Origin of the sequence: Corynebacterium aurimucosum ATCC 700975 (genome assembly GCF_000022905.1) — a bacterium.
Taxonomy (GTDB): domain Bacteria; phylum Actinomycetota; class Actinomycetes; order Mycobacteriales; family Mycobacteriaceae; genus Corynebacterium; species Corynebacterium aurimucosum_F.
On sequence record NC_012590.1, the window covers coordinates 198,111 to 222,288 of the forward strand.

Genomic DNA, 24,178 nt, shown 5'->3' on the forward strand with positions numbered 1-24,178 from the left:
TGGTAACCAAAGGGCGGTAGGCTAAAGGAGTTGGCTGCCGGTCTATAGGTATTGGGCGGTGAACAGATATTGGCCCTCACAAACAGGAAAGGTGGGACCATCAGTGGCCCTAGTCGTACAGAAATACGGGGGATCCTCCCTCGAAAGCGCAGAGCGCATTCGCGCGGTGGCGGAGCGCATTGTGGCGACGAAGAAACAGGGCAACGACGTGGTTGTCGTGTGCTCCGCCATGGGGGATACCACCGATGAGCTCCTAGACCTCGCCGCCCAGGTTAACCCCGTCCCGCCGCAGCGCGAGATGGACATGTTGCTGACCGCTGGCGAGCGCATCTCCAATGCGCTCGTTGCTATGGCGGTGGAGTCCTTGGGTGCGCAGGCTCAATCCTTCACCGGCTCCCAAGCCGGCGTGCTCACCACCGAGCGCCACGGAAACGCCCGCATTGTTGACGTCACCCCGGGCCGCCTTACCGAAGCACTGGAAGAAAGCAAGATCTGCATTGTCGCGGGTTTCCAGGGCGTCAATAAGGAATCGCGTGATGTCACCACCCTTGGCCGCGGCGGTTCAGATACCACCGCGGTGGCGCTGGCGGCAGCACTTAAGGCCGATGTGTGTGAGATTTACTCCGATGTCGACGGCGTCTACACCGCTGACCCTCGCATCGTCCATAACGCCAAGAAACTCGACCAACTTTCCTTTGAAGAGATGTTGGAACTGGCGGCCGTCGGCTCCAAGATTCTGGTCCTGCGCAGCGTCGAGTACGCTCGCGCGTTCAACGTTCCCCTTCGAGTTCGCTCGTCTTATTCAACCGACCCCGGCACGCTGATTGCCGGATCAATGGAGGATATCCCCGTGGAAGAAGCAGTACTTACCGGTATCGCCACCGACCGTTCCGAGGCCAAGGTCACCGTTTTGGGAATTCCGGACCGCCCCGGCGAGGCAGCCAAGGTCTTCCGCGCCATCGCGGACGCTGAGATTAACATTGACATGGTCCTGCAAAACGTGTCCTCCCTGGAATCCGGTACCACCGACATCACCTTCACTTGCCCGCGCTCCGATGGCCCGAAGGCAATGGAGATCCTGGCCAAGCTCAAGGAGGAGGGCCACTGGGCCAACGTGCTGTACGACGACCAGGTGGGCAAGGTCTCCCTCGTCGGCGCAGGCATGAAGTCCCACCCGGGTGTCACCGCCGACTTCACGGAAGCGTTGCGTGATGCTGGGGTCAACATGGAGCTCATCTCTACCTCTGAGATCCGCATTTCTGTGCTGACCCGCGAGGCCGATCTCGATAAGGCAGCCATTGCTTTGCACGAGAAGTTCCAGCTGGGTGGCGAGGAAGAGGCCACCGTTTATGCTGGTACCGGACGCTAAGAATTAAGGAGTTAAGGTCATGACCACTGTTGCAGTTGTAGGCGCCACCGGCCAGGTCGGCCGCGTGATGCGCACCCTCTTGGAGGAGCGCAACTTCCCGGCCGATACGGTTCGCTTCTTTGCCTCCGCGCGTTCGGCGGGCCAGGAGCTCACCTTCCGCGAGGAGAAGATTGTCGTGGAAGATTTGGCGGAGCAGACCGTCGAAAGCCTTGCTGGGATCGACGTCGCTGTGTTTTCCGCCGGCGGCGCTACCTCGAAGGAGTATGCCCCTCTCTTCGCCGAGGCCGGTGCCATCGTGGTGGATAACTCCTCCGCGTGGCGCAAGGACCCGGATGTGCCGCTCATCGTCTCGGAAGTGAACCCGCAGGAAAAGGGCAACACCCCGAAGGGCATTATCGCGAACCCGAACTGCACGACCATGGCGATCATGCCGGTCACGAAGGCGCTTCACGACGCCGCCGGTCTCACCACCATGCGCGTCGCCTCCTACCAGGCCGTTTCCGGTTCCGGCCTGGCAGGCGTGGAAACCCTGGTTAAGCAGGTAGCGTCCATCGGTGACCGCAGCGTGGAGCTCGTCCACGATGGCTCGGCGCTCGAGGTCTCCGAGGAGGATCTGGGCCCCTACGTCGCCCCGATTGCGTATAACGCGCTGCCGCTGGCTGGCAACCTCGTCGATGATGGCACGGAAGAGACTGACGAGGAGCAAAAGCTGCGCAATGAGTCCCGCAAGATCTTGGGCATCCCGGAACTGAAGGTCTCTGGCACCTGCGTGCGCATTCCGGTATTCACCGGCCACACCATGGTGGTGCACGCGGAGTTCGAGAAGCCGATTACCCCGGATCAGGCCCGCGAGGTGCTGTCCTCTGCGCCGGGCGTCAAGGTCGTCGATGTGCCGACCCCGCTGGCGGCAGCAGGCATCGACCTCTCCCTGGTCGGTCGCATCCGCCAAGACCAGACGGTCGAGGAGAACAAGGGTCTCATCTTCGTGGTCTCCGGCGATAACCTGCGCAAGGGCGCTGCGCTTAACACCATTCAGATTGCAGAGCTCCTGGTTTAAGAAACCCCCGTTAACTTAGCTCCACGCCCCAACACAGCACGTGCTGGGCGTGGAGCATTTCTATGATCTGCGAAATCCAGGAAACATTCAGATAACTGGACAACCTTAAAGCCAGCTTATAGAGTGCAAACAGGCGCGGAGCATGCTCCCGTAACTCTCGTTTGCTGTGACTTCTCCGTCTATCGACGGGAACGCAAGAAAGAAAGCCTCTTATGACTAAAAACCTACAGAGAAAGCGATATGGCTTTCTTAGGCGTCTTAGCGCCGCACTTTTAGTTCCACTGGTGTCCGGATCTCTCATCGCTGGCCCAGTTGTGGCGGGCGCCCAGGAGGGATCGGAGCTCGACGTTGATGTCGATGCAACCGTTTCAGACTCCCTTGACCTGGATGATGATTTCTCTGCGGATGATTCGCAGGTGGTTGAGCAGGACTCTGTTGATGCGGATGCAGGTGCCGTCGAGCAACTCGAAGTGGACCAGTCTGAGGCGAGCGAGCTTGACGCCGATGAGCTCGAATTCGGTGAACTCATGCAGCCTATGGCTGTGCGTGCGGGCCAGTCTTCTGACCTAAAGTGTGAGGCTGGAACCTTCTACGCCATCCACAAGTGGGGCGAGATTCTGGAATTTAACGTTGACAATGATAACTGGGAAACGCCGACCATTAAGAACCCGGGCTTTAATTTTAGGAACGATAGATTCAGAATAGGTTACAACAGAAATGGGGATCCGTATGTCTCATGGGATGAGCAAGGCAGACAGGTGGCGTGGAACGGTCTTGGAATTACCAGTGACGGTCAAACGGCCTATGCGTACAGGAGGCTGGACGGGGGTAATGACGGCCTTGACGGTAGCTTGATTATCGGCACTGCCGACAAAAATGGCTCCACGCTGGAGGCGAGCTACACGCTAGAAAAGCGCCTGTCTTTGGTGACCGGTGCGGTAGCTCCTGATGATACGTATTATTTTGGCGGCTATTTTGTCTACGGCCAAAACGGTGAAGGAAAGGCCCCAATCAAGGAAGGTAGAGGAGAAGTACTCGAGGCGGTAAAATATACTAACGAACTTCCTCCTAGTGTTAATGTTACTGAGCTATATAGCGACGATAAGGTGGGCGTCCTAGGTCGTTACTATAAGGATTCAAATAATGGCCGAAAGTACTACATTGGCGCCGATGGGGAATTAGCCTACCCTTTTTATAACAATGGTAAACGCTATAAGTACTATTCCCCGGAAGTACGGGCTAATGTCACGGCAACTCAAGGTTTCCGTCTCTACTCTTATGATGGGACTTCTGTAAAACATGTTGGTGACATTCCAATTTGGAACTCAACGGCTAAAGCGGCAGTGAATGGCGATATTGCCTTTGACCCTGCGGGAAACCTGTATATTCTCTATAACCCTTTGGGCAATTCCCAATACAAAATTGTGCCGGTGACCTCTGAAAACCTTGACGGGGCGAACGGCGGGCAGATTGACTCGCAATTCGCGAATACGCTGAACTTTCCTGCTGGAGCTATTGCCGGTCGGAATACCCAGACCAATGGCATTGCCTTCTTGGCGAATGGCGAACTTGTGGTAGAGATTACCTCAGCAAACGTATACAATCCCAAGGTTACTTATGTGATGGTTGACCCTACGACGGGTGAAACAAGCGGCGACACAAAGAGCTTTATACAAGGAAAGGCTAAGGTTCGTTTCGAGAACGGCGGTGAAGCCTACGGGCTGTTCGGCGGTCAAACCGACTTGGCTTCCTGTACAAACTTTTCTACCCTTGAGCTGCAGAAAAACCTTCCTCGGGGGCGCGCTGCAAAGGGCGACCAGTTCCAGCTAGAAATCTATGGAGATAATGGTACGCAGCAGAAGTGGGATCGTTTGACTTGGAACGTGACTGACGGTGACAAGGCTGGTGTTCAGTCACGCATCGCTGGTCCGATTGTTGCTCGACAAGGCAAGACTTTCCGTGTGAGTGAGGTGGCTACAGCTGATCTAGGATACGAGAACGCAAAGTTTGAGTATTACACGCTGGACAAAGATCATGCACCTAAGCTTGAGTGTGTTGACCAGGATGGGGACTCGTTGCCGCCCGACAATATTAATCCAGTTCCTGACTCCGAGACTCGAGGATCGAATGATGAGCGCGCCTGGGATGTAACGATTCCTGAGGGCGAAGCCAAGCAGATCTCCTGTACTATCACGAACGAGCCTTACCGTGGTGATCTGCGTTGGACCAAGGTGGCTAGGGAAACTGACTCAGAGACTGGGGAATCAAACACTATTTCCCTGGGTGGTTCCGTGTGGAGCCTTCTGGATGAAAACAAGGAAGTTATCCCTAGGTACCGCGGCATTAGCTACGATAACTTTGCTAACTGTGAGCTAACGGAAAAAGGCTGTGAAGCTGCTGGTGCTGACTCCGACAACGCAACTGGGAAATTCCGTGTGACCGCCCTAGAATACGGAACGTACTACCTGCGTGAGGACGTAGCTCCTAAGGGGTATGAGAAGCTTACCGAGCCGATCAAATTTACTTTCGACCGTGATGGTATTCATTACGACTCATTTGATGAGCTGAATCGATACAATAAGGACACTAATACTTTCAACTTGGGCCGAATCTTGAATGAGAAGCTTCAGGGTTCCGTGAAGTGGGACAAGGTTGACCCAGAGAAGGATAACCTCTTGCTTGGCGGCTCCCAATGGAAGCTTTACAAGAAGAATGGTAGCGAGTTAGAGCAACCTGGTGTTCTCATTGAGGACAACACGGGTCAAGATGGCTACAAGGGGCGAGATGCCAACAAACTTCCAGGCGCCTTTGAAGTCAAGGGACTCGATTTTGGTACTTGGGTGATTGAAGAAACCAAGGCCCCAGAGGGCTATAGGAATACTCAACCGACTTTCGAGTTCGAGGTAACGGAGGACAAACCTGAGGCGACCATCGGTGTTCAAGGCAGAGTAAATAACTACAAGGGCCGTATTGAATGGGAAAAGGTCGACGCTGCTGACGATAAAAACCGTTTGGCCGGCTCCGAGTGGAAGCTGACTTACAAGCCGTCCGATCCCAAGGGTAAAGCTGCTGAGGTGATCATCAAGGATTGTGTGGAGGCTCCCTGTGCCAAGGATGGGGACCTCGATCCAGCACCTGGTAAATTCTCAGTTAATGATCTGGGTGAAGGCGAGTACTCCCTTGAGGAGCACAAGGCGCCGGAAGGTTACCTTGCGGAAGAAAACCTCAAGTTCACCATTGTCGTAGATGCGAATCACTACAGTGTTACTAAAGATGGAGACGGCAAATCGCAGCCAATGCCGTACAAGGTAGAAAACAATGCTGTCCGCATCCCCGTTGGCAAGATTGCCAACACCAAGGATGAGGCCACGGTGACGTGGAATAAGGTCGATTCCGCTAACACATCTAAGCTCTTGGGTGGTTCCGAGTGGAAGATCCAGCGCAAGGATGATAAAGGCGGGTGGACTGATGCCTACACCGTTGTTGATAATGCCACTGATCAGCTCAAGGATAAGCAGCTGAAGGATGAAGACTCTGACGAAGGAAAGTTCAAGGTAACCATCCCAACAGGTGACTACCGTCTTGTCGAGACCAAGGCTCCGCAGGGCTACATCATCTCTGAGGAGCTCAAGCAAGGTAAGGAATTCTCTCTCACTCGTGAGAATCTCTCCACGAACCTTTCCTTGGGAAATTGCGTGAATGACAAGGTGGAGTCGGACGTCACATGGACGAAGGTCGATGCAGAGGATAAGGCTAAGGTATTGGCCGGTTCTGAGTGGATCTTGACACCGCTGAATTCTGATAATTCACTCGATGAGGACAACAAGATCGTCATCGTGGATAACGGAAAGAACGATGCCGACGACCGCGATGGTTACCTCAAGGTAGAGAAGCTTGGTGGTGGCAAGTACGAGCTCAAGGAGACGAAGGCTCCGGAAGGCTATATCGCTGCAGACAAGACCTGGACCGTTGAGGTTAACGCCGAAACGGTCGGCAAGGTCATCGAGCTCGACCCGGTGGAGAACAAGCCCATCAAGGGCGCGGTCTCTTGGACCAAGGTCCAGGCAGATAAGACCACCTTGCTTGCTGGCTCTGAGTGGTCGCTGGTGCAGGTCGATGACAAGGACCAGCCCATCAAGGGTACTGAACTTGAAGTCACCGACTGTGAGCAGGCGGACTGTGCAGGCCCTGACGCTGATCAAACGCCAGGCAAGTTCCTTGTCAAGGATCTGAAGGCCGGAAAGTACAAGTTGGTGGAATCCAAGGCACCGGCTGGTTACAAGCTGGATGCCACAGAACACTATTTCGAAATTAAAGATGATGGAACCAGTGAGGAGGTTGTAGTGGCCGGATCGTTTGTTAACGAACTTGGTAAAGGCATTGAGCTGCCACTAACCGGCGGACGAGGTGCGTACCTGTACCAACTCCTCGGTGCGCTCCTCGGGGTTCTAGCGGCAGCGATGGGAGGCGCGCATGTAATGCGACGTCGTAACAGCTAATCGCTCAAACTACAAAGCCTCCCATGGCTTTTAATTCCCCTAATCAAATCTCTTACCCCCTTTCCACAGTGGAAAGAGGGGTCCGAAAGGAAATTAATATGCGTGTAAAGAGCACCACGATCGGCCGTCGTCTGGCCTGCGCGCTCGGCGCCTCTGCTCTCATTGTCACCGGTGCTGGCTTCGCTGCTCCGACTGCTCTCGGTGAGGAGCCGACTGCGGAGTCCTCCCAGACTGCTGAACTCGGCAACATTGACTTCACCAAAAAGGGCAGCCTCACCATCAAGAAGCACCTGCACCAGGACGGCACCTCCGCTGTAGGTGACCCGGCCACCGGTGTCTACGAAGGTAAGCCGGCCGAGGGCATTGATGGCGTTGAGTTCACCATCTACAAGATCAAGGACATTGATCTCTCCAAGAATGAGGACTGGGAAAAGGTAAACTCCTACAAGATCCCGGCGGACCCGGAGGCTGATTCAAACCTTGTGAAGGTTAAGACCGTGACCACCGAGGGCGGTGGCGTAGCTACGCTCAAGGACCTTGACCTCGCTGCCTACGTCGTCGTTGAGACCAATGCTCCAGCTGACATCATTGACCGCGCAGCGCCGTTCGTTGTCACCCTGCCTTACCCGGACACCAAGGCCAACGACGATCGCTTGGGTAAGCGCTCCGAGGATTGGCTGTATGACGTCAACGTCTTCCCGAAGAACGGTAAGACCGAGCTGAGCAAGACCGTTAAGGGTCAGGCTTCCTATGGCCTGAACATCGGTTCCGAGGTTCACTTCCCAGTGACCGCGACCGTTCCGAAGATCGCTGGGGATCGCGTATTCAAGTACTTCCAGGTCGTGGATCCGATGGATACCCGTTTCGACAAGAAGAGCCTGAAGGTCGCTAGCGTGAAGCTCAGCGGCGTCGACCTGACCTCCGACGACTACACTGTTGCTATTCAGGACTGGATGGTAACCGTATCCCTGACCCAGCAGGGCCTGGGCAAGCTGAAGAACGCTGCAGGCCAAGAGCTTGAGGTTGTTTTTGTTGGTCAGCTCGACAACCTTGGTGAGGGCGATAACTTCGGCCGTATTCTCAACATGGCATACGTGTACTCCGACACCGTTTCGAACCCGGGTGAGTCCACCCCGCCGGAGACCCCGGGTACCACTCCGCCGACCACTCCGCCGTCCACCCCGCCGACTACGACCACCCCTCCGGGTGGTACCCCGCTGGTGAAGCAGTTCTGGGGCGACCTGAAAATCCAAAAGGTTGACCAGGGCACCCAGAAGCCGTTGAAGGACGCTGAGTTCAAGATCTACCCGGCGAAGGATCCGTACCCGGCTGGCGAGTGCTCCCCGGAGTACGACGAGAACGCTACCGCGGTAAAGAAGAACGGCGTCGAGGGCGAAGATCTTGTTGTCAAGTCTGATGAGAACGGTAACGTTCACTTCGAGGGCCTGTTCGTTTCTGATGATCAGAACGATCCGAAGTCTAAAGAGTTCCGTTGCTACGTCCTCGTAGAGACCAAGGCACCGTCTGGCTTCGTCACCCCGACTGACGGTAACCAGCTCTTCCCTGTGAAGGTCACCATTGGTCAGACCGCTCAGGGAAAGTACGATTCCAAGGTCGAAAACGTTAAGCGTGATACCCCTGAACTGCCGCTGACCGGTGGCAAGGGCGTTATCATGCTCATGGTTCTGGGCGGTTTGCTGCTCGTAGTGGCTGTCGGTGCTGGCGTTGTCTTCATCCGCCGCGCTGAGGCCTAAACACGGATAATCCGTGCTAGGAATAGGCCCTCAATCGGGAGGGCCTATTCCTCCCTAGTCTTTTTATCTACATCTCAAAATTGCATTCTGCACTGTATTAACGAATGGGATACTTTCATGGCAGCACCCCTTCTTGAGCGCCCTGCGTCTCCTTCAGAAAATGAACAGGATGACAAGAAGACCTGGACGTTTTCGGGCCTTGCCTTGTTTGCCTGCCTGACGGCCTTTGCCGGCTTGATTGTTGGTCTGTATCCCACCACCGCGTCTTGGTTTAGCGCGCGCGAACAGGCACGCTTAGTTGACCTTTATGATTCAAAACTGGACAACGCTAAGCCGCTTAGTGCTAGTCAACTCATTGAATTAGCGCATCGCTACAACGACCGGCTCAGCGCCGGTGCAGCCTTGGACGCTTTTGCCAACGTGCCGCGCGGTACCGGTGACCTGGATGAGGACGGTATGTCCTACAAGGACCAGTTACGCATCGACGGAACCGATGTCATGGCCCGCATTCGTATCCCGGAAATTGACGTTGACTTGCCTATCTACCACGGAACTTCCGATGAGGTGCTCAATAAAGGTGCCGGCCACCTTGAAGGTACGTCGCTGCCTGTCGGAGGGCTAGGCACGCACTCCGTCATTACCGCTCACCGCGGATTAGCGGATGCCACGATGTTCACGAACCTTAACAAGGTAGGAATTGGTGACCGCTTTACCATCGAGGTCGCGGGACAGGTTTTAACCTATGAAATCCGTGAAACACGCGTGGTGCACCCAGAAAACACCCGCTTTTTGAAAGCGGATCCGAATCGTGACTTGGTTACGCTAGTAACGTGTACGCCGCTGGGAATTAACACACACCGTATTCTGGTTACCGCCGAAAGGGTTACTCCGACCCCGCAATCTGATATCGATGCTGCTCGCGGTGCCAGCAAGGTGGGATTCCCATGGTGGGCCGTGGCGCTCATCGGCGGCTTCTTGCTCCTAGCGTTCCTGTTCTGGCGCGCGGGCTATATGGTTCCGGCCAAGACAAAGAAGAATGAGTCCGGCAATGAGTCCGATTCAGGGGAAGAGCAGTTAGAAAGTAATTCAGATGACAACCTCTAATTTGCAATCCCCATCGCGCTCGACAGCCAGGAAACGGTCGAACCGCAGCAAGGGTGTGGCCGCCATCGTGATGGTGCTGTGTGCGCTGCTTGGCGTGGGCATCCTGCTTTACCCTGTAGTGGCCACGCAAATGAATAACTGGGAGCAATCAAAACTGGCCCGCCAGTTCTCGGATGACTCCTCTGCAGTGTCTCCGGAGCAGGCCGCCGCTGCTTTGGCGGAGGCGCGGGCATTCGATGAGGCACATACGGGTGTGAGTCTCGAGGATCCATGGAGTAGCGGGGCGCCAACAGACAGCGAAGCGTATCAGCAGTACCTCAAGGTGCTTGATGATTTCCCAGCTATGGGGCAGATCGCTATTCCTTCCATCAACGTGAACTTGCCCATCTATCACGGCACGAGTGATACCACTCTTCTTAAAGGCGTGGGGCACCTCTTCGGTACGGCGCTGCCGCTCGGCGGTGAAGGTCGGCGCACCGTTTTGACGGCTCATTCTGGTATTGAAAACTCCACCTTCTTTGACAACTTGGAAGATGTCCAGGTTGGTGATGCAATCTTCATTCGCAATATTGGCGAAACTTTGAAGTACGAAGTGCGTGACACAGAGGTCATCCTCCCGGACCAGCTTGACCGCTTGGCCCCTGAAGAGGGGAAGGATCTCGTCACACTCGTAACGTGCACTCCCTATGGAATTAATACACACCGCTTGCTCGTGACAGCTGAGCGCGTGGACTTCGATCCCGCCGAAGCCGAACAGGCCCTGGGCGGTGATGCTCTAGTGTGGCAATGGTGGATGAAGCTAGCTATTGGTGCTGCTCTGGCTTTGATTCTCCTCATGTTGCTCGGGGCGTTCCGCTTAGCCCGTAAGCGGCGTCGCACGGTAGCTGAAAGGGGTGTGCATGAATCTTAGAAACTGCACTGCCTTTGTAGTCATTGTTCTTAATAAACTTTCTTTAATCACCAATTTTCCCAGCGAGGTAAAGCAATAATGTCAATCGCAGCAATGAGGACGCACGGTCTGAGTTCGAAGATGGGTGCAGGGCTTGCGGCCTGCGCAGTGACCGGTCTGTTGATTTCGGGTGTGAGCGTGGCCGAAGCACGTACGGTCACGGGCAACACCGATGGTCTTTCTCTAGAGAGCATCGATTGCGCCGGTGCCGCGACGCTAACGATTGTGAAAACCCCGCGCGGAGATTACGAAAACAAACCGCTCAGTGCGTTGCCTGAGCACCTAGTTTCCGGCTTCCGCTTCTCTGTTACCCGCATCGAAGGTGTAGATATCACCACGCGCGAGGGACAGGAGAAGGCACGAGAGCTTTCCGTGGGGGAGGCCAAGAAGCTTCTCTCTGGTGACTCCGTAGAAATCGTTACTGATGCCCGCGGTCGTGCCACTGCTACCGGTTTACAGGAAGGCCTGTACCTGGTGCATGAGGAGGGCCCCACGAAAGAAGTGGAAGGCCAGTGGTTCTCTAAAGACTTTCTGATCGTAGTTCCGGTAGGTTCCGCAAGTCAGGAATCCAAGGAATGGCAATGTGACGCGGTAGTGATTTCTAAGGACTCGCCGAGGGAAACCCCGCCGCCTCCCACTACTGTGACGACTACGACCACCCCACCGTTCCCGCCGGCAACCACGCCACGAATCACTCCGCCGCCATCTACGGTCACCCCGCCGGCCACGGTCCCGCCGACGCAACCGGTGCCACCAAACGAGAACACCCCGCCCTCAAGGCTGGTTAATACCGGTGCAAACGTCCTCGGCGTGGTAGGCGTAGGTGCCGTGCTGTTGCTCGTTGGTTTCTGGTTAACGCGACGCCGTAGCGTACAGGATGATTCCAACTAGGAACTACTTGTGCTGCGTGCACCAAGCCCGCGGTAGGGCCCTCATACCGGGGAAGGTATGGGGGAACGCCCCTACCGCGGGCATTCATCGTTTTAGTGGCTAGAGCATCTAATTGCTGAGTGGCGTTATTTAGGGAGTAGCGGCCTGGTTTGGCCGCTTTGCCCTTAACCCTATTAGTCCTTCGGGACCTCGGGCTTGGTGTGTTCCACAAAGGTCACGGAGGGATCCGGGTCCTCGCGGTCGTATTCAATCTCATCGTCAGCCTCGAGCTCCTCGTGGATCTCATCGGCGACGGTGGAGACAAACTCTTCAGTTTCCATGTTGGAGGCCGCTGCCAGCTTGCGCAGCTCGCGCTCGTTCTTCTTGGTGAAGTGCTCGCGTGGGTCCAGACGGCGCTTGACCAGGGTGCGGGCGCGCACGCGGCGGTCAGACTCGGAGGTGATCTTGTCACGCTGGGTAATCCACGTGATGACCATGACGGCAATCATGAGCAGGCCGATCCAGCCCAGAATCGGGTAGACGCTGGAGACCAGCTGCTTGAAGCCGATGAAAGAGAGGATGAAGCCGACGACACAGGCGCCTGCGTAGACAGGGTAGAAGAGCTTCGGCTTCTTACGGGTGAGGCGCTTGCCCATGGCGTAGAACATGCCGATAGCGGTGTTGAAGACCATGCCATAGATGATGAACGTCATGAAGTAACCCAGGATTGGGTTCACGTTATTGATCAGCGAGAGTACCGGCAGGTCCTGCTCGTGAACGTCCGGGGCTACCATGTAGAGAGAGACCACGAGGAGAGCGAGCAGGAGCAGGTAGAAGAAGCCACCGATGAGGCCGCCAACACCGACGGCGCGGTTATCCAGGATGTTGCCGCCGATGACGATGGACATCGAGACCGCGCACATGACGTTGAGGCCGGTGTAGTTCAGCGCGGCCAGCCACCAGTTGTTGAGGGGACTCTCCACATTGTTGATGGCATAGTCATTGGCCCAGGACCAATCCACGTCGGTAACGATGATGGTATAACCCGTGGCCAGAACCACGAAGATGATGATGAAGGGCGTAATTGCGCCGATGACGTTGCTGACCTTATCCACATCGAGGAGGCCTACCAGCAGGACCAGCACGAGCATGACGGCCCCACCCACCCAAATGGGCACGCCGTCAAACTGCTGGCTGATGGTCGAGCCACCACCGGCGAACATGACGAAGCCGATAGAGAACAACGTGGCTAGGGTGCCCCAGTCCAGCACTCGGGAGACGATGGGGCCACTAATCTTGTCGTAGACGGCCGTGTGCTCGTCTGCCTGAAAATAGGAACCGAGCTGCAAAATGGCTACACCAGTAATGATCATGAGGGCGGCTGCAAGGAGTACGCCCCATAGGCCCATGTTTCCGAAAGCCACGAAGTACTGGATTGCTTCCTGGCCGGAGGCAAAGCCGGCGCCGACGACGACACCAATGAAGGCCATGGAAATGGCCGCTGCGCGTTTCCACATAAAGTAAAGAGGTCTCTCAATCTCACACGCGCCGGGGGATGCCATCACTACCCAAGGTGTGGTGCGGGCAAATGGGAAAGCCTCGCGGGCCCGGTTCGACTATCGATTTATCACGTGTGCTTCGAAAAATATTAGGTGTGTTCGATAGGTATTTTCCAGCTGGGACTGCGGTTTCTTCCAGGATAGGCAGTGGCGGGGGTGCAAGAATTTGCCGTTTGGTGCATGTAGGTGCAGGTTCTATGACCGGCAAAGCCGATTTGTAACGGCTCGATAACGATTAGCCGCGTTGGTCGATGAGGTCCTTGCGGGCGCGGGCGACGCGGGAGCGAATTGTACCCACGCGAACCCCGGCGATTTTCGCGGCCTCCTCGTAGGTGTAGCCCAAAACCTGGGTCAAGATGAGGGCTTCGCGGCGGTCTTCTGGGAGGGCGTCGATAAGCGCGCGGGCGTCGATCCACTCGCTCCACGTGCCCGAGCTCTCCGGGGTCGTGGTAAGGGCGGCGGCGTCTTCGTACTCGGTGGCGGACTTGCGCGGGCGGGCCATGTCGTGGCGGATGTTGTCTACCCATACGCGGCGGGCAAGTGAAAGCAGCCATGTGCGCGCTGAGGAACGGGCGGCGAAGCGGGGGAGTGCGCCGATGACGCGCAGATATGTCTCTTGGGTGAGATCGTCTGCGATGTCGGGGCCGCCGAGGTGGGCGAGTAAGCGCCAGACATCATCCTGGGTGGACTTGATGAACTCCGTGAGGGCTGCGCGATCGCCGCGGCCTGCCTTGAGGGCGAGGTCGGTGACGCGCGCATCGTCGCGCTCGGAGTGTCGTTTCACCTCCCATAACTTACCAGTCGGGGAGGTGGGATTTGGACACCTCGGTGTTAAGGCTATGACCTCTGGCAACCTTAAAAACTGTTGCGCAGGTCATTTTTTATGGGTAGTCTATGAAAGGTCCGTGATTGATAATGTAAAGCAAATTATCAACCGATCTAGGAGGCATTAACCCCATGACTAACGCTTCGAATGAGTCCGCGGCAGACAAGGTTCTAGACAAGGGGCAGCGCGCCCCGGGCGGCCCGAACACTACCCGCCCGTCCGGTCAGCCCATTGCAACGGAAAACACCAGCATCACTGCAGGCGAAAACGGCCCGGTCGTGCTCAATGACATCCACCTTATTGAGAAGCTCGCACACTTCAACCGCGAGCGCGTGCCGGAGCGCACCCCGCACGCCAAGGGCCACGGTGCCTTCGGCGAGCTGCACGTTACTGAGGACGTCTCCGCTTACACCAAGGCCAAGCTCTTCCAGAAGGGCACCGTGACCCCGATGATGGGCCGCTTCTCCACCGTCGCCGGCGAGCAAGGCTCCCCGGATACCTGGCGTGACGTCCACGGCTTCGCGCTGCGCTTCTACACTGAGGACGGCAACTACGACATCGTGGGTAATAACACCCCGGTCTTCTTCATTCGTGATGGCATCAAGTTCCCCGACTTCATCCACTCCCAGAAGCGCCTAGGCACCAACGGTCTGCGCGATGCTGACATGCAGTGGGATTTCTGGACCCGCAACCCGGAGACCACCCACCAGGTGACCTACCTCATGGGTGACCGCGGTACCCCGAAGACCACCCGCCACCAGAACGGCTACGGCTCCCACACCTTCCAGTGGGTCAACGAGTCCGGCGATGCCTTCTGGGTGAAGTACCACTTCAAGACTCGCCAGGGTGTGGAGAACTTCACCGACGCCGAAGCCACGGAGATCGCTGGTAAGAACGCGGACTACCACCGCGAGGACCTCTACAACGCCATCGAGGAAGGCAACTTCCCGGTCTGGGACGTCAAGGTTCAGATCATGCCGGTGGCGGAGGCTGAGGAGTACCGCTTCAACCCCTTCGACCTGACCAAGACCTGGTCCAAGAAGGATTACCCGCTGGTAGATGTCGGATACTTCGTGCTCAACCGCAACCCGCGCAACTTCTTCGCGCAGATTGAGCAGGTTGCCCTGGATCCGTCTAACATCGTCCCGGGCATTGGCCTGTCCCCGGATAAGATGCTGCAGGCACGCGTCTTTGCATACTCCGACCAGCAGCGCTACCGCATTGGACCGAACTACAAGCAGCTGCCGGTGAACCAGCCGCTCAACCAGGTCAACACCTACGAGCACGAGGGCCCGATGCAGTACCTGTTCAACGCCCCGGAGGATCCGGTCTACTCCCCGAACCGCCACGCCAAGGGCGGCGGCTACCTCGACGGTGATGAGAACCTGCGCTTCAAGGAGCAGGAGACCACCACCGCGCCGGACCTCTACGTAAACCCGGACCCGGCAGGTATCGACCTGGTTCGCGCGCCCTACGTCCATCACGCTGAAGACAATGACACCGTACAGGCCACCGACCTGTACGAGAACGTCTACGACGATGGCGCCAAGGAGCGTCTGGCAGACAACATCACCAATGCCATGGCAGGCGTGTCCCCGGAGACCGAGGAGCGCATCTACGCTTACTGGGATGCTGTCTCCCCGCAGCTGGGCAAGCGCGTGCGCGAGCTCTTCGCTGAAAAGAAGTAATACCACCTCAGTGAGTTAATCTCGTGGCTTCAAAAGCCCCGCCGGTCTAGTTCATTAAAGCTAGTTCCTGGCGGGGCTTTTCCGCGCGCCTGACCGCTTTTGCGCAGCGTGAACGATAGTTTCTTTTACATGACCTCACGCCTAGCCAGCCCTGCAGATGCCAACCGGAAAATTGGCGCCCGCGCTCTCATCCTCACCCTCGTGCTCATCCTGCCGCTCATCATCGGCGCGGCCGTCGCCGCCGTATCCGAATGGCAACCAGCCGAGACCTGGTCCCAGGAACAGGCGGGTGCGCCCAGCGATGGCACCATCGATCCGGCTGAGCTTTACGACGTCGCCCGAGCCCTCTCCGAAGCCAATGCCCAGGCCGGCTTCCTGGCTAATGGCGCGCAGCAGCTTGCCGATGGCACCGGCGATCTGCAGGATGGCGCCGGCGAGCTCGGCGGCGGAGTAGACAAGCTGGCTGGCGGCTCGCAAGAGCTTTATGACGGGCTTGTGCAGCTGCAGTCCGGCACCGCGCAGCTGGGCAACGGCGCTACTGAGCTGGCCGACGGCGTCGGCGGAGCCGTCGACCAAGTCATCGGTCTCGGGGTGGTTCGCGGACAGATCCTGCAGGCAATCGACGGCACCCTCAAGGACCTGGAAGGGAATAACTCGGCGGAGGCAAAGAACATCCGCTCGCAGCTGGGTGATCTGCGCAGCCAAGTGGAGAACTTCCAATTTGATCAGTCCATTCAGGACCAACTGACGCAGTTGAAGGATGGCTCGCGCGAGCTTTCCAACCAGTTGTCCGTGAGCGGCTATGCCTATCACGATGGTGTCTACCAAGCCACGGAGGGCGCACAACAGCTCAATGCTGGCATTGGTGAGCTCAATGCCAAGGTCGATGAGGCTCTTAAGGGCGTGGACAAGCTTGTGGAAGGAGCAGAAAAGGTCGACGGCATGGCCAAGCAGAATCAGACCAAGGTGCAGGGAGCGCAGCGTGCGATGCCGACCGTCGCCGGGCCCGCTGAGGCCGGTGCCGAGCCCGCTCAGCTGCTGAGCCCCATCGTCGCTATGCTCCTTGCGGCTATTGCGGTTCTGGGCGGGGGCGTTATTGGTGCTCTGCTCACGCGCGTCGACCGCCGTATCCTCGTGCTGCTCGGCGGAGCGGTGCTCATCGGTGTTGTCGTGGGCCTGCTCGTGGCTCTTTTGGCTACCGGCGTGACCGCGGCCGCGGTGGCCTGGGCGGGGCTTGCGGCGGCGGGGGCTGGGGTGGCGTCGGCAAGCATGGTGTTCGCGCTGGTGCGCTGGCTTGGTGCGGGCGGCTGGTTCCTGGGAAGTGTGCTTGCTGTCGCACAGGTCGGCGTCGTGGGATGGGCGTGGAAGGCGGCGTCGACCGGCACCGATCTCAACGCCGCGATGAGCGCGCTCGTACACCTCTTCCCCATGCAATGGGCAACCTCCGCCATTACCGTGGCGGGCAATGGTGGGCAGTCCCCGCAGCTGTGGACAGCCCTGGCTATTTTGGGGGTGATCGCGGTCGCGGCCTTCGTGCTCGTAGGCGCACCCGCCGGGCGGGAAGGCAAAGAAAAGGCCTAGCTCACAGGTCTGCGGACGGCACATCGCATAAGTGTCAAGATACGTTACGTGCATTTCCAGATTTTGCTACCGCTGTGAATGAAAAGAGTGCTAGAGTGAGAGGCGCTCACAAAGCCTACTTAGGGGGGTAGGCAAACGGTTTCTCCAATCCGTTGTGAGTGATAGGGAATAGGGGCGACGCGGCTGCTGTAGGGGCACCGCGTCGTTTCCAATTGTGGGGGTAAAGTTGGCCGAAACGACCGCTCCGGAATTGGAGGATCACCGTGACCGACTCCCGCGATATCAAACCTTTTGCTGCCAGCCGCGGCCCCAAAATAACCTCCGTTGGCGCGATTATTGGTACGGCCCTGGTGGGCGGGTTGCTGCTTGGGGGAATCGGTGTGGGTACGAGCTTGGCGGTCTTCGATGAGCCAGAGCGCTCCGATTTTCTCATGCAGCCCGCGCAGCGTGAGGTGCAGGCCGACATCATGGACCCAGACGATATGCTTTCCCCGGAGGAAGAAGAGCGCATGCTCGGCGATGTCTCCCGGATCGCCGCCCCCGACGTGGTCCAGGGGCTGCACTACATGGTCTTTGCCAAGAACAAAGAAAACGTCAACGACTCCGTGGAGGCGTACCTGCGCGATCATCACCCGGAGCTCATTGGCAAGGACAAGTTTGCCGATGGTCAGGTCTTCGTCGGCGTAGGCCTTGACCCGCGACAGGCCTTCATCTTCGTGGGTGAGGACGTGGCCGATCGGATGAAGCTGCGCAAGGGTGACAGCCATTTGGAGCAGTCCATCGAAGCCATTAAGCCGGGCGTGCGGGATGACAACATCCCTGCTGGTCTCTTTGCGGGTGCGGCGGCAGCGATCGATGTGGACCGTGCTGCGGATACCCAGTATGAGAGCGCGAAAAATGGGCGCATTGGGGCGGCCATTGGCCTGGGGGCGGCGGGACTGAGCGTTGGTGGCGCGGGCGCGGGCATCGCCGGCGGTGCTCGTCGCAGCCGGCAGAAGAAGGCGCAGCAGGCGCGCGAGGATTGGGACTACGTGTCGCAGACCTATACCGATGTGGCGCAGCGCCTGAGGGAGATCGATATCCGGGCGCACTCGCTGCAATCGGGACTGGTGGATGAGCGTCTGCGTGAGGACTGGGAGGGCCTGCGCGATGACTTCCTGGCCATCGATGCCCAGGTGGGATCCCTTATGTCGATACCGGCTGACGCGCCGGATGACCAGTTCCGCTCGCATGCCGAACCCATCGCTCACGCGCGCGAACTGTGTGAGCGCGTGGAAACCGCCGAAGTCAACATTGAAAAGCTGCGCCGAATCGAAGACGCTGATGTTGATGCCCGCCGCTTCGAGCTTTACGAGTTGGGTAAGGACTTGGCCCAGGCGGGCTACCTGGCCGCGGATATCGACTCGTCTCTGGAGCGTCACGCCAAGGAGCTGGAAGGTGCCGCCGTTGCTTTGTCCCAGGAACCGAATCATCCGCAGTTCATGGAACGCTACTTGGAGCTCTTGGACCGCACGGCGTTGCTCTCGGAGCACCTGCAGGCGCAGCTGCAGAAGCGCAACGAGGCCGATGAGCGGCCGGAGCGCACGCGTATCTATGACTCCAATTTCTTCGCCGGTTCCGGCTACCACGGCTACGTGCCCTTCTACGTTGTGAGCACCTGGGACAGCGATGCCACCACCGCCCGCGATAGCTCCTCCAGCAGCGGTGGCGTCAACAGCGGGTTTAGCTCGGGCTTTTCTGGTTCGGGTGGTTCTTCAAGCTTCTAGGGCTGGCTAAAGCCTTTAACCGTGAAACGCAAAAGAACTCGAAGTTGCCTACTGCTTGGTTCCCCTTGGTAAAATCTCTCACAGGGAATTGACTTCCTGCAGGAGATTTGTGGCAACCATGCATTTACCTGAGTGTGGCTTTCCTTACCCGTTCTAGTTTTTCCCGGTTTTCCTGACTCACATTTAGGAAGTCGATAACTGGCCTCTCGGCATAGATAATCTCTGAATGGTGGAGATCTGAGATGGATCGCCCGCATAGGTGGAGTTTCGATTCATAGGTGAAAGCTCCTCGCGCAGCCGATAACTGACTCGCATTGGGGATCCATGAATAGCGAGAATCTTCTACTAGTTGATATTCGACAGCTCGTTTTACTAAGGCACATACCCAATCAGCAAATTGGATATTAGAAGAGAGTTTACTGTCAATGTGCATCGGCGGTTCAATCAATCGTCGCATTTCCTTATGCTCGGTAGCCCGCCCCAGAATATGGGCGTACATCACAGGTAAGCGCTGGATTCGGGATTTTTCATTGATTTGATCCATTAGCACGAGCATCGATTGGTCGAGCGAATGCGCATGATTTGCCAGCCTATTTAAGGTTTCCCGCATTGAGGTTTCTTCGCGCTGGTGAAATTCACTCGGACCACAGTTGGTCTCTTTGGGAGTGCCTATTGGCTTTTCTTCGGCATAGTAGAAAAGGTTTCCATCCAACTGCCTAAGTTTGGAAATCAGACTTCCAAGTAGTCTTAAATTTTGGGGACGTTCATCGTACGCTTTGGCGAACAGTAAATCTGCGCCTTTTCTTTCCCATCGACCAGGATCAACGTCGTCTGGAATATCATTTTGGAAAAATTGTTTCTTTCGTTCCGCGAAGAAGGCACCAAATTGCCGAGCATTATCTTCGGGGATTACAAAGCCGCCATAACCAAAAGCGGGGCTGTCAGAGAACTTCTTATGTGAAGGATGGACAAAGGCCCCAGGGGAACCAATTTCATCAAGGTATGCGAGCAGCAAGTTGAACTCCGTGACTCCGGAAAATGGCACGAGAGCCGATGCTAAGCATCGGCTCTCGGAGTTGTTGCCCGGGGTATTCTTGCCTCGCGGCTCAACGCCTGGCGTACTTCTGTGAGTATATATGTGTATTTACGCGTCGGCAATCGGTGGCTTTCTAATGATGCGATACCTTCAATCGCGGAAGAGGGGATGTACCCTCGGCATTAGCCCTGAGGAGGTCTAGGCTGGCCTAACTGTGACCCGGTGCTCAAACTGCTTCACTGTTCGTCTTGGCCCTGGTGCGGTGTGTCCTCAGTTCGAAGAACAAACCTGGTCATCTTTGCAGAGCTTGCCAAACTTGCCAATCTCATTGGCTCTGGTCACGATGTCGGTCAGGGAAGAAATCCCGGACGCGGTATGTCACGGTCGATGGGGTGCAGCATGTCAGGTTGTTTACCTGCTCGATGTCGCTAAAGATAGCGGGAGTAGTTTCCTGTTGGAACTTGTGTGAGAGTTTGAGCGGTTGTAGGTGGCAGAGGAAAAGCCTGGCCCGTCAAGTTAGATCCACACGAAATGTCCCTGGCTTAAGGGACATTTCGTGTGGATAAACCGATTCGGATTCCCGGGGCAGCCTGGGATAATGCGGTGATCTTGATTTTGGATCGGTTCCAACAGCCCGATCGATGAAATCAACACTGGATAGTCCTAGGTCTGTGATAGGGGGACTGCTGCTGGTGCGGTTAGGTCAATTCCTATGGCGGCGTCCGCAGCAAAGCCCCTGTACATACACTGGAGCTAGCCAGGCATTAAGACTTCGGACGCGATGGGGAAAGCGGCATACGCGGCCTGGACGAAAGAAGAGCTCACACGACGCGGCCGCCCAGACGGGCGACCTGCCACATACGACACGCACATCGACAACGAATGGAACCCCAGCTTAGGCATAAGAAAAGGCTGGGCCGGACGCTCCTAAATCCACACGAAATGGGCCTAAACGACAGGATGTGTTGGTGAGGTTGGGTGGTTAGCTGGTCTGGCGTGCTGGTATTAGGATGATTTCACTTATCCGGAGGGATAACCCAGCCTCGGGCCGGAAATACCGCCGGGGAAGTGCCAGTGTGCTAGCTGCCTAGGTTCACGATGAGAGGATGAGTAAGAATCATCCTCGATGCCCTGTCTGTAGCGGGGTATGCATCAAATACGGAACGACAAATACCGGTCGCCAACGATGGCGATGCCGCACTTGCAAGGCCACTTTCACCCGCGCCAATGACGACGCAGTTCAAGCAAAATGGTTTCGCCTTTTCATCTCTTGGCTCATGTCAGGCCACAGCCTGGCAGAGACAGCTAAGACCTGCGGAGTTTCATCACGAACTCTGCAACGCCGGTTCAAAACGTTTTGGCTTATCCAACCTCCCCGAAGCGTTGATAAGCAGCGAATCTACGACCAAATCTTCATCGACGGCACCTACTTCAACACCAAGTGCCTTGTCGTAGCTGCTGACTCCTGCCATGTCATCAACTGGTTCTGGTGCACTAAGGAATCCTCTTGGTCTTACATGCGCCTGCTAGACGAGATAGCCCCACCACAACTGGTGACCTGTGATGGGGATTCCGGAGGACTTAAAGCACTACGCCACTTGTGGCCTGATACTCCAGTTCAACGCTGCATTGTCCACGTCAAACGCAACATTCAACGCGCCACAGGCCTGCACCCCACCTCGCCGATGGGCAAAGCACTGCGACGGCTTTCCTTCGAACTGCTAGCCGTTGACAACCTGGATGAAGCAGCCGAATGGACTGCCAAGCTACACCAATTCGGCACTGTATTTAGCGCCCAGCTCAAAGCCAAAACTTACGTCAAAGACGTCCCTTTCGAGCAGATTCCTAAATCCAAACGCGGCAACAAAAAATGGTGGTACACCCACGATGTTCACCGCGGAATCTACCTACAGCTGAAGAAAATGAGTCAACACGGACACCTCTTTGCCTACCTCACCCAAGCTAAAGAAGGCCAACGCTTAGAGCGCACAACCAACAGCCTGGAAGGCGGAGTGAACTCACAAATCAAGAAACTGATGCACGCCCACCGAGGACTACGCGACGAGCAACAACGCATCGCCTGTGACTGGTGGCTGTACCTACACACGCAGCTGCCTGGCGACCCCGTAGAAATCGCCAGGCAGCAAAACTGGGGCCAGGACGCACTCGCCAAAGCACAAACCCTAGCCAACCAGGAAACACAAGCCACCAGCGGCCACGAAGACGGCCGACCAGCAACCTACGACAGCGCCATCGACACTGCCTACAACCACTCTATGGGAATACGCAAAGGTCACATACACTAAACCCCAACCCCCACCAACACAATCTGTCGTTTAACTCGACACGCCGGAAAACAACACGTTTTGTCGTTTAGGCCACGAAATGTCCCTTAGTGCGACACGCCGCAAATCCACACGAAATGTCCCTTAAGCCCCCTTAACCCTCTTTTAGAGGTGAAAACACAAAAGAACCCGCAGTTTCCTGCGGGTTTGTGGTCGGGATAACAGGATTTGAACCTGCGACCTCTTCGTCCCGAACGAAGCGCGCTACCAAGCTGCGCCATATCCCGGTGTCTCGCTCTAAGCGGTACCGGATTACTGTAACGCACCCCAGTCTGAAAGGACAAAACGGCAGCGTGGAGGGGGTATCTCTAGGCGTCCTTCTCGGTGATACGCAGGAGAGTGGCCGACGGGCGGCAGAACACGCGGAAGGGAACGAACTTCGAGGTGCCCAGCCCGTTGGAGACGTGCATGTACATCTCTCCGAATCGGTGGAGGCCCTCCGCGCGAACGCGGTCGATGCCGCAATTGGTCACGATGGAGCGCGAACCCGCCACCTTGAATGGCAGGCAGAGCTGGCCGCCGTGCGTGTGCCCGGACAGGGACAGTTGGTAGCCGTCGGCGGCGAATTTCTCCAGGACGCGGGGTTCCGGGGAATGCAGTAGCGCCAAGGAGAGGTCGGCATCCTCGTTCGGAGCGCCGGCAATCTCGGAGTAGTCATCCAAGTCGTGGTGCGGGTCATCCACGCCGGCGGCAGCGAGACGGACATCGCCCACCTTGAACTCCACGCGGGCCTGGTTAGCGTCGTGCCAGCCGTGCTCGAGGAAGGCCGCGCGCATGCCCTTCCACGGCAGGTTCACGTAGGAAGGTTCGTTCTTCTTCCCAATCAGGTAGTTGAAGGGATTCGGGATGCGCGGCGCCCAGTAGTCGTTGGTACCAAAACAGAACATGCCCGGACGGCTCAGCAACGGGCCCAGGGCGCGGAGTACCTCGGGGACGGCGCGCTCGTCGGAGAGATTGTCACCGGTGTTGATCACCAAGTGCGGGTCAAGGGCATCAAGCCCCGAGACCCACTCGATTTTGGCGCGTTGGCCCGGAATCATGTGGAGGTCGGACACGTGCAGGATACGAAACTCGGACTCCTCGCGCAGCGTACCGGGCTCCAGTAGCGGCAGGGTGTACTCCTTGAGCTCGAACTTGGTGAGCTCTGAATGCGCCCATGCGGCAGTGCCCAGACCAGCGGCGGCGAGTCCGCCAAGGACAGGGTAAATCTTCACCCTCACCACACTACCTGGGCCGGCAGGCGTAGATTGAAGGGCATGAGTGAGTTGAAAGAAACTATCCGTGCTGACCTCAAGACCTCGATGAAGGCTAAGGACAAGGCCCGTACGAGCGCCATCCGTTCTCTGCTGTCTGCCATCCAGGCGGAGGAAACGACTGGTTCTCGCCATGAGATTACCGATGAGGACATCCTCAAGGTCATCGCCCGCGAGATTAAAAAGCGCCGCGAATCCGCAGAGGTCTATGCAGAAAATGGCCGCCCGGAGCTGGCGGAGGAAGAGCTTGCTGACGTCCCCTTCTTCGAGGCTTACCAACCAGAGCAGCTTGACGACGACTCCCTGAACACCCTCGTCGCTGAATCTATCGCCGAGGTTGAGAAGGATTCCGGCGAGCCGGTGACCATCAAGCAGATGGGCAACGTCATGAAGGTGGCCACCGCTAAGGCCGCTGGCCGCGCCGACGGCAAGCGCCTGTCTACCGCAGTGAAGGCCGCCCTCAACTAACGTGCTAGCGCAGGAGCGCAAGCACCCTACGCTTTAACTCCTCCGCACGCTCTA

General features: G+C 57.0%; 16 protein-coding genes, 1 tRNA gene and 1 pseudogene. 13 read left to right on the plus strand and 5 right to left on the minus strand.

The annotated features are described in order from the left end of the window. Nucleotides 1-103 precede the first annotated feature (103 nt). From CAURI_RS01095 to CAURI_RS01125, 7 genes are all read left to right on the plus strand, one after another. Nucleotides 104-1,369 (plus strand): aspartate kinase, encoded by a 1,266-nt coding sequence (locus CAURI_RS01095; protein ID WP_010189988.1) that lies wholly within the window; start codon nt 104-106, stop codon nt 1,367-1,369. A 19-nt stretch (nt 1,370-1,388) separates the two neighbouring features. Then, nucleotides 1,389-2,426 (plus strand): aspartate-semialdehyde dehydrogenase, encoded by a 1,038-nt coding sequence (locus tag CAURI_RS01100; RefSeq protein ID WP_010189987.1) that lies wholly within the window; start codon nt 1,389-1,391, stop codon nt 2,424-2,426. A 212-nt stretch (nt 2,427-2,638) separates the two neighbouring features. Further along, entirely contained in the window at nt 2,639-6,925 is a 4,287-nt protein-coding gene (locus CAURI_RS14170) for an MSCRAMM family protein (protein WP_012714767.1), read from the plus strand. A 98-nt stretch (nt 6,926-7,023) separates the two neighbouring features. Next, on the plus strand, nt 7,024-8,679 hold the full coding sequence (locus CAURI_RS01110; RefSeq protein WP_010189982.1) for a SpaH/EbpB family LPXTG-anchored major pilin: 1,656 nt from the start codon (nt 7,024-7,026) through the stop codon (nt 8,677-8,679). A gap of 117 nt (nt 8,680-8,796) precedes the next feature. Beyond that, nucleotides 8,797-9,783 carry a class C sortase gene (locus CAURI_RS01115; protein ID WP_010189981.1) on the plus strand — a complete coding sequence of 329 codons (987 nt, stop codon included), beginning with the start codon at nt 8,797-8,799 and terminating at the stop codon, nt 9,781-9,783. Next, the gene (locus CAURI_RS01120; RefSeq protein ID WP_012714768.1) at nt 9,770-10,693 is read left to right on the plus strand and encodes a class C sortase; all 924 of its coding nucleotides are present in this window, start codon (nt 9,770-9,772) and stop codon (nt 10,691-10,693) included. Before CAURI_RS01115 ends, CAURI_RS01120 begins: the two co-directional genes overlap by 14 nt. Nucleotides 10,694-10,771: 78 nt before the next feature. Further along, nucleotides 10,772-11,623: a hypothetical protein gene (locus CAURI_RS01125; RefSeq protein ID WP_012714769.1), complete on the plus strand. Its 852-nt coding sequence runs from the start codon at nt 10,772-10,774 to the stop codon at nt 11,621-11,623. Between the two features lie 173 nt (nt 11,624-11,796). Here the strand turns inward: CAURI_RS01125 and CAURI_RS01130 are convergent, their stop codons facing one another. Both CAURI_RS01130 and CAURI_RS01135 read right to left on the minus strand, forming a co-directional pair. Continuing rightward, entirely contained in the window at nt 11,797-13,119 is a 1,323-nt protein-coding gene (locus CAURI_RS01130) for a YkvI family membrane protein (RefSeq protein WP_010189978.1), read from the minus strand. A 277-nt stretch (nt 13,120-13,396) separates the two neighbouring features. Then, nucleotides 13,397-13,945 (minus strand): RNA polymerase sigma factor, encoded by a 549-nt coding sequence (locus tag CAURI_RS01135; RefSeq protein WP_010189977.1) that lies wholly within the window; start codon nt 13,943-13,945, stop codon nt 13,397-13,399. 173 nt (nt 13,946-14,118) lie between these two features. On the opposite strand from CAURI_RS01135, the gene CAURI_RS01140 reads away from it, so the two are divergent. From CAURI_RS01140 to CAURI_RS01150, 3 genes are all read left to right on the plus strand, one after another. Continuing rightward, nucleotides 14,119-15,675, plus strand: coding sequence for a catalase (locus tag CAURI_RS01140; RefSeq protein ID WP_010189976.1), 1,557 nt, complete (start codon nt 14,119-14,121; stop codon nt 15,673-15,675). A 129-nt stretch (nt 15,676-15,804) separates the two neighbouring features. After that, nucleotides 15,805-17,256: a membrane protein gene (locus CAURI_RS01145; protein ID WP_010189975.1), complete on the plus strand. Its 1,452-nt coding sequence runs from the start codon at nt 15,805-15,807 to the stop codon at nt 17,254-17,256. Nucleotides 17,257-17,519: 263 nt separating this feature from the next. Then, complete coding sequence (locus tag CAURI_RS01150; protein ID WP_010189973.1) at nt 17,520-19,022, plus strand: hypothetical protein; 1,503 nt, start codon at nt 17,520-17,522, stop codon at nt 19,020-19,022. A 124-nt stretch (nt 19,023-19,146) separates the two neighbouring features. Here the strand turns inward: CAURI_RS01150 and CAURI_RS13285 are convergent, their stop codons facing one another. Beyond that, nucleotides 19,147-20,037: a DUF3800 domain-containing protein gene (locus tag CAURI_RS13285; protein WP_029158976.1), complete on the minus strand. Its 891-nt coding sequence runs from the start codon at nt 20,035-20,037 to the stop codon at nt 19,147-19,149. A 789-nt stretch (nt 20,038-20,826) separates the two neighbouring features. Between CAURI_RS13285 and CAURI_RS13735 the strand changes: the two are divergent. Next, nucleotides 20,827-20,989: pseudogene (locus CAURI_RS13735) on the plus strand (IS256-like element ISCau1 family transposase); the annotation flags it as partial. Nucleotides 20,990-21,164: 175 nt separating this feature from the next. Then, nucleotides 21,165-22,364: an IS1249 family transposase gene (locus tag CAURI_RS13365; RefSeq protein ID WP_012714772.1), complete on the plus strand. Its 1,200-nt coding sequence runs from the start codon at nt 21,165-21,167 to the stop codon at nt 22,362-22,364. A 189-nt stretch (nt 22,365-22,553) separates the two neighbouring features. Here the strand turns inward: CAURI_RS13365 and CAURI_RS01170 are convergent. Together CAURI_RS01170 and CAURI_RS01175 are read right to left on the minus strand one after the other, a co-directional pair. Further along, a tRNA-Pro gene (locus CAURI_RS01170) sits at nt 22,554-22,630 on the minus strand. 81 nt (nt 22,631-22,711) lie between these two features. Beyond that, nucleotides 22,712-23,617 (minus strand): metallophosphoesterase, encoded by a 906-nt coding sequence (locus CAURI_RS01175; protein ID WP_010189972.1) that lies wholly within the window; start codon nt 23,615-23,617, stop codon nt 22,712-22,714. Nucleotides 23,618-23,659: 42 nt separating this feature from the next. On the opposite strand from CAURI_RS01175, the gene CAURI_RS01180 reads away from it, so the two are divergent. After that, nucleotides 23,660-24,124: a GatB/YqeY domain-containing protein gene (locus tag CAURI_RS01180; RefSeq protein ID WP_010189970.1), complete on the plus strand. Its 465-nt coding sequence runs from the start codon at nt 23,660-23,662 to the stop codon at nt 24,122-24,124. The last annotated feature ends 54 nt before the right edge of the window (nt 24,125-24,178 follow it).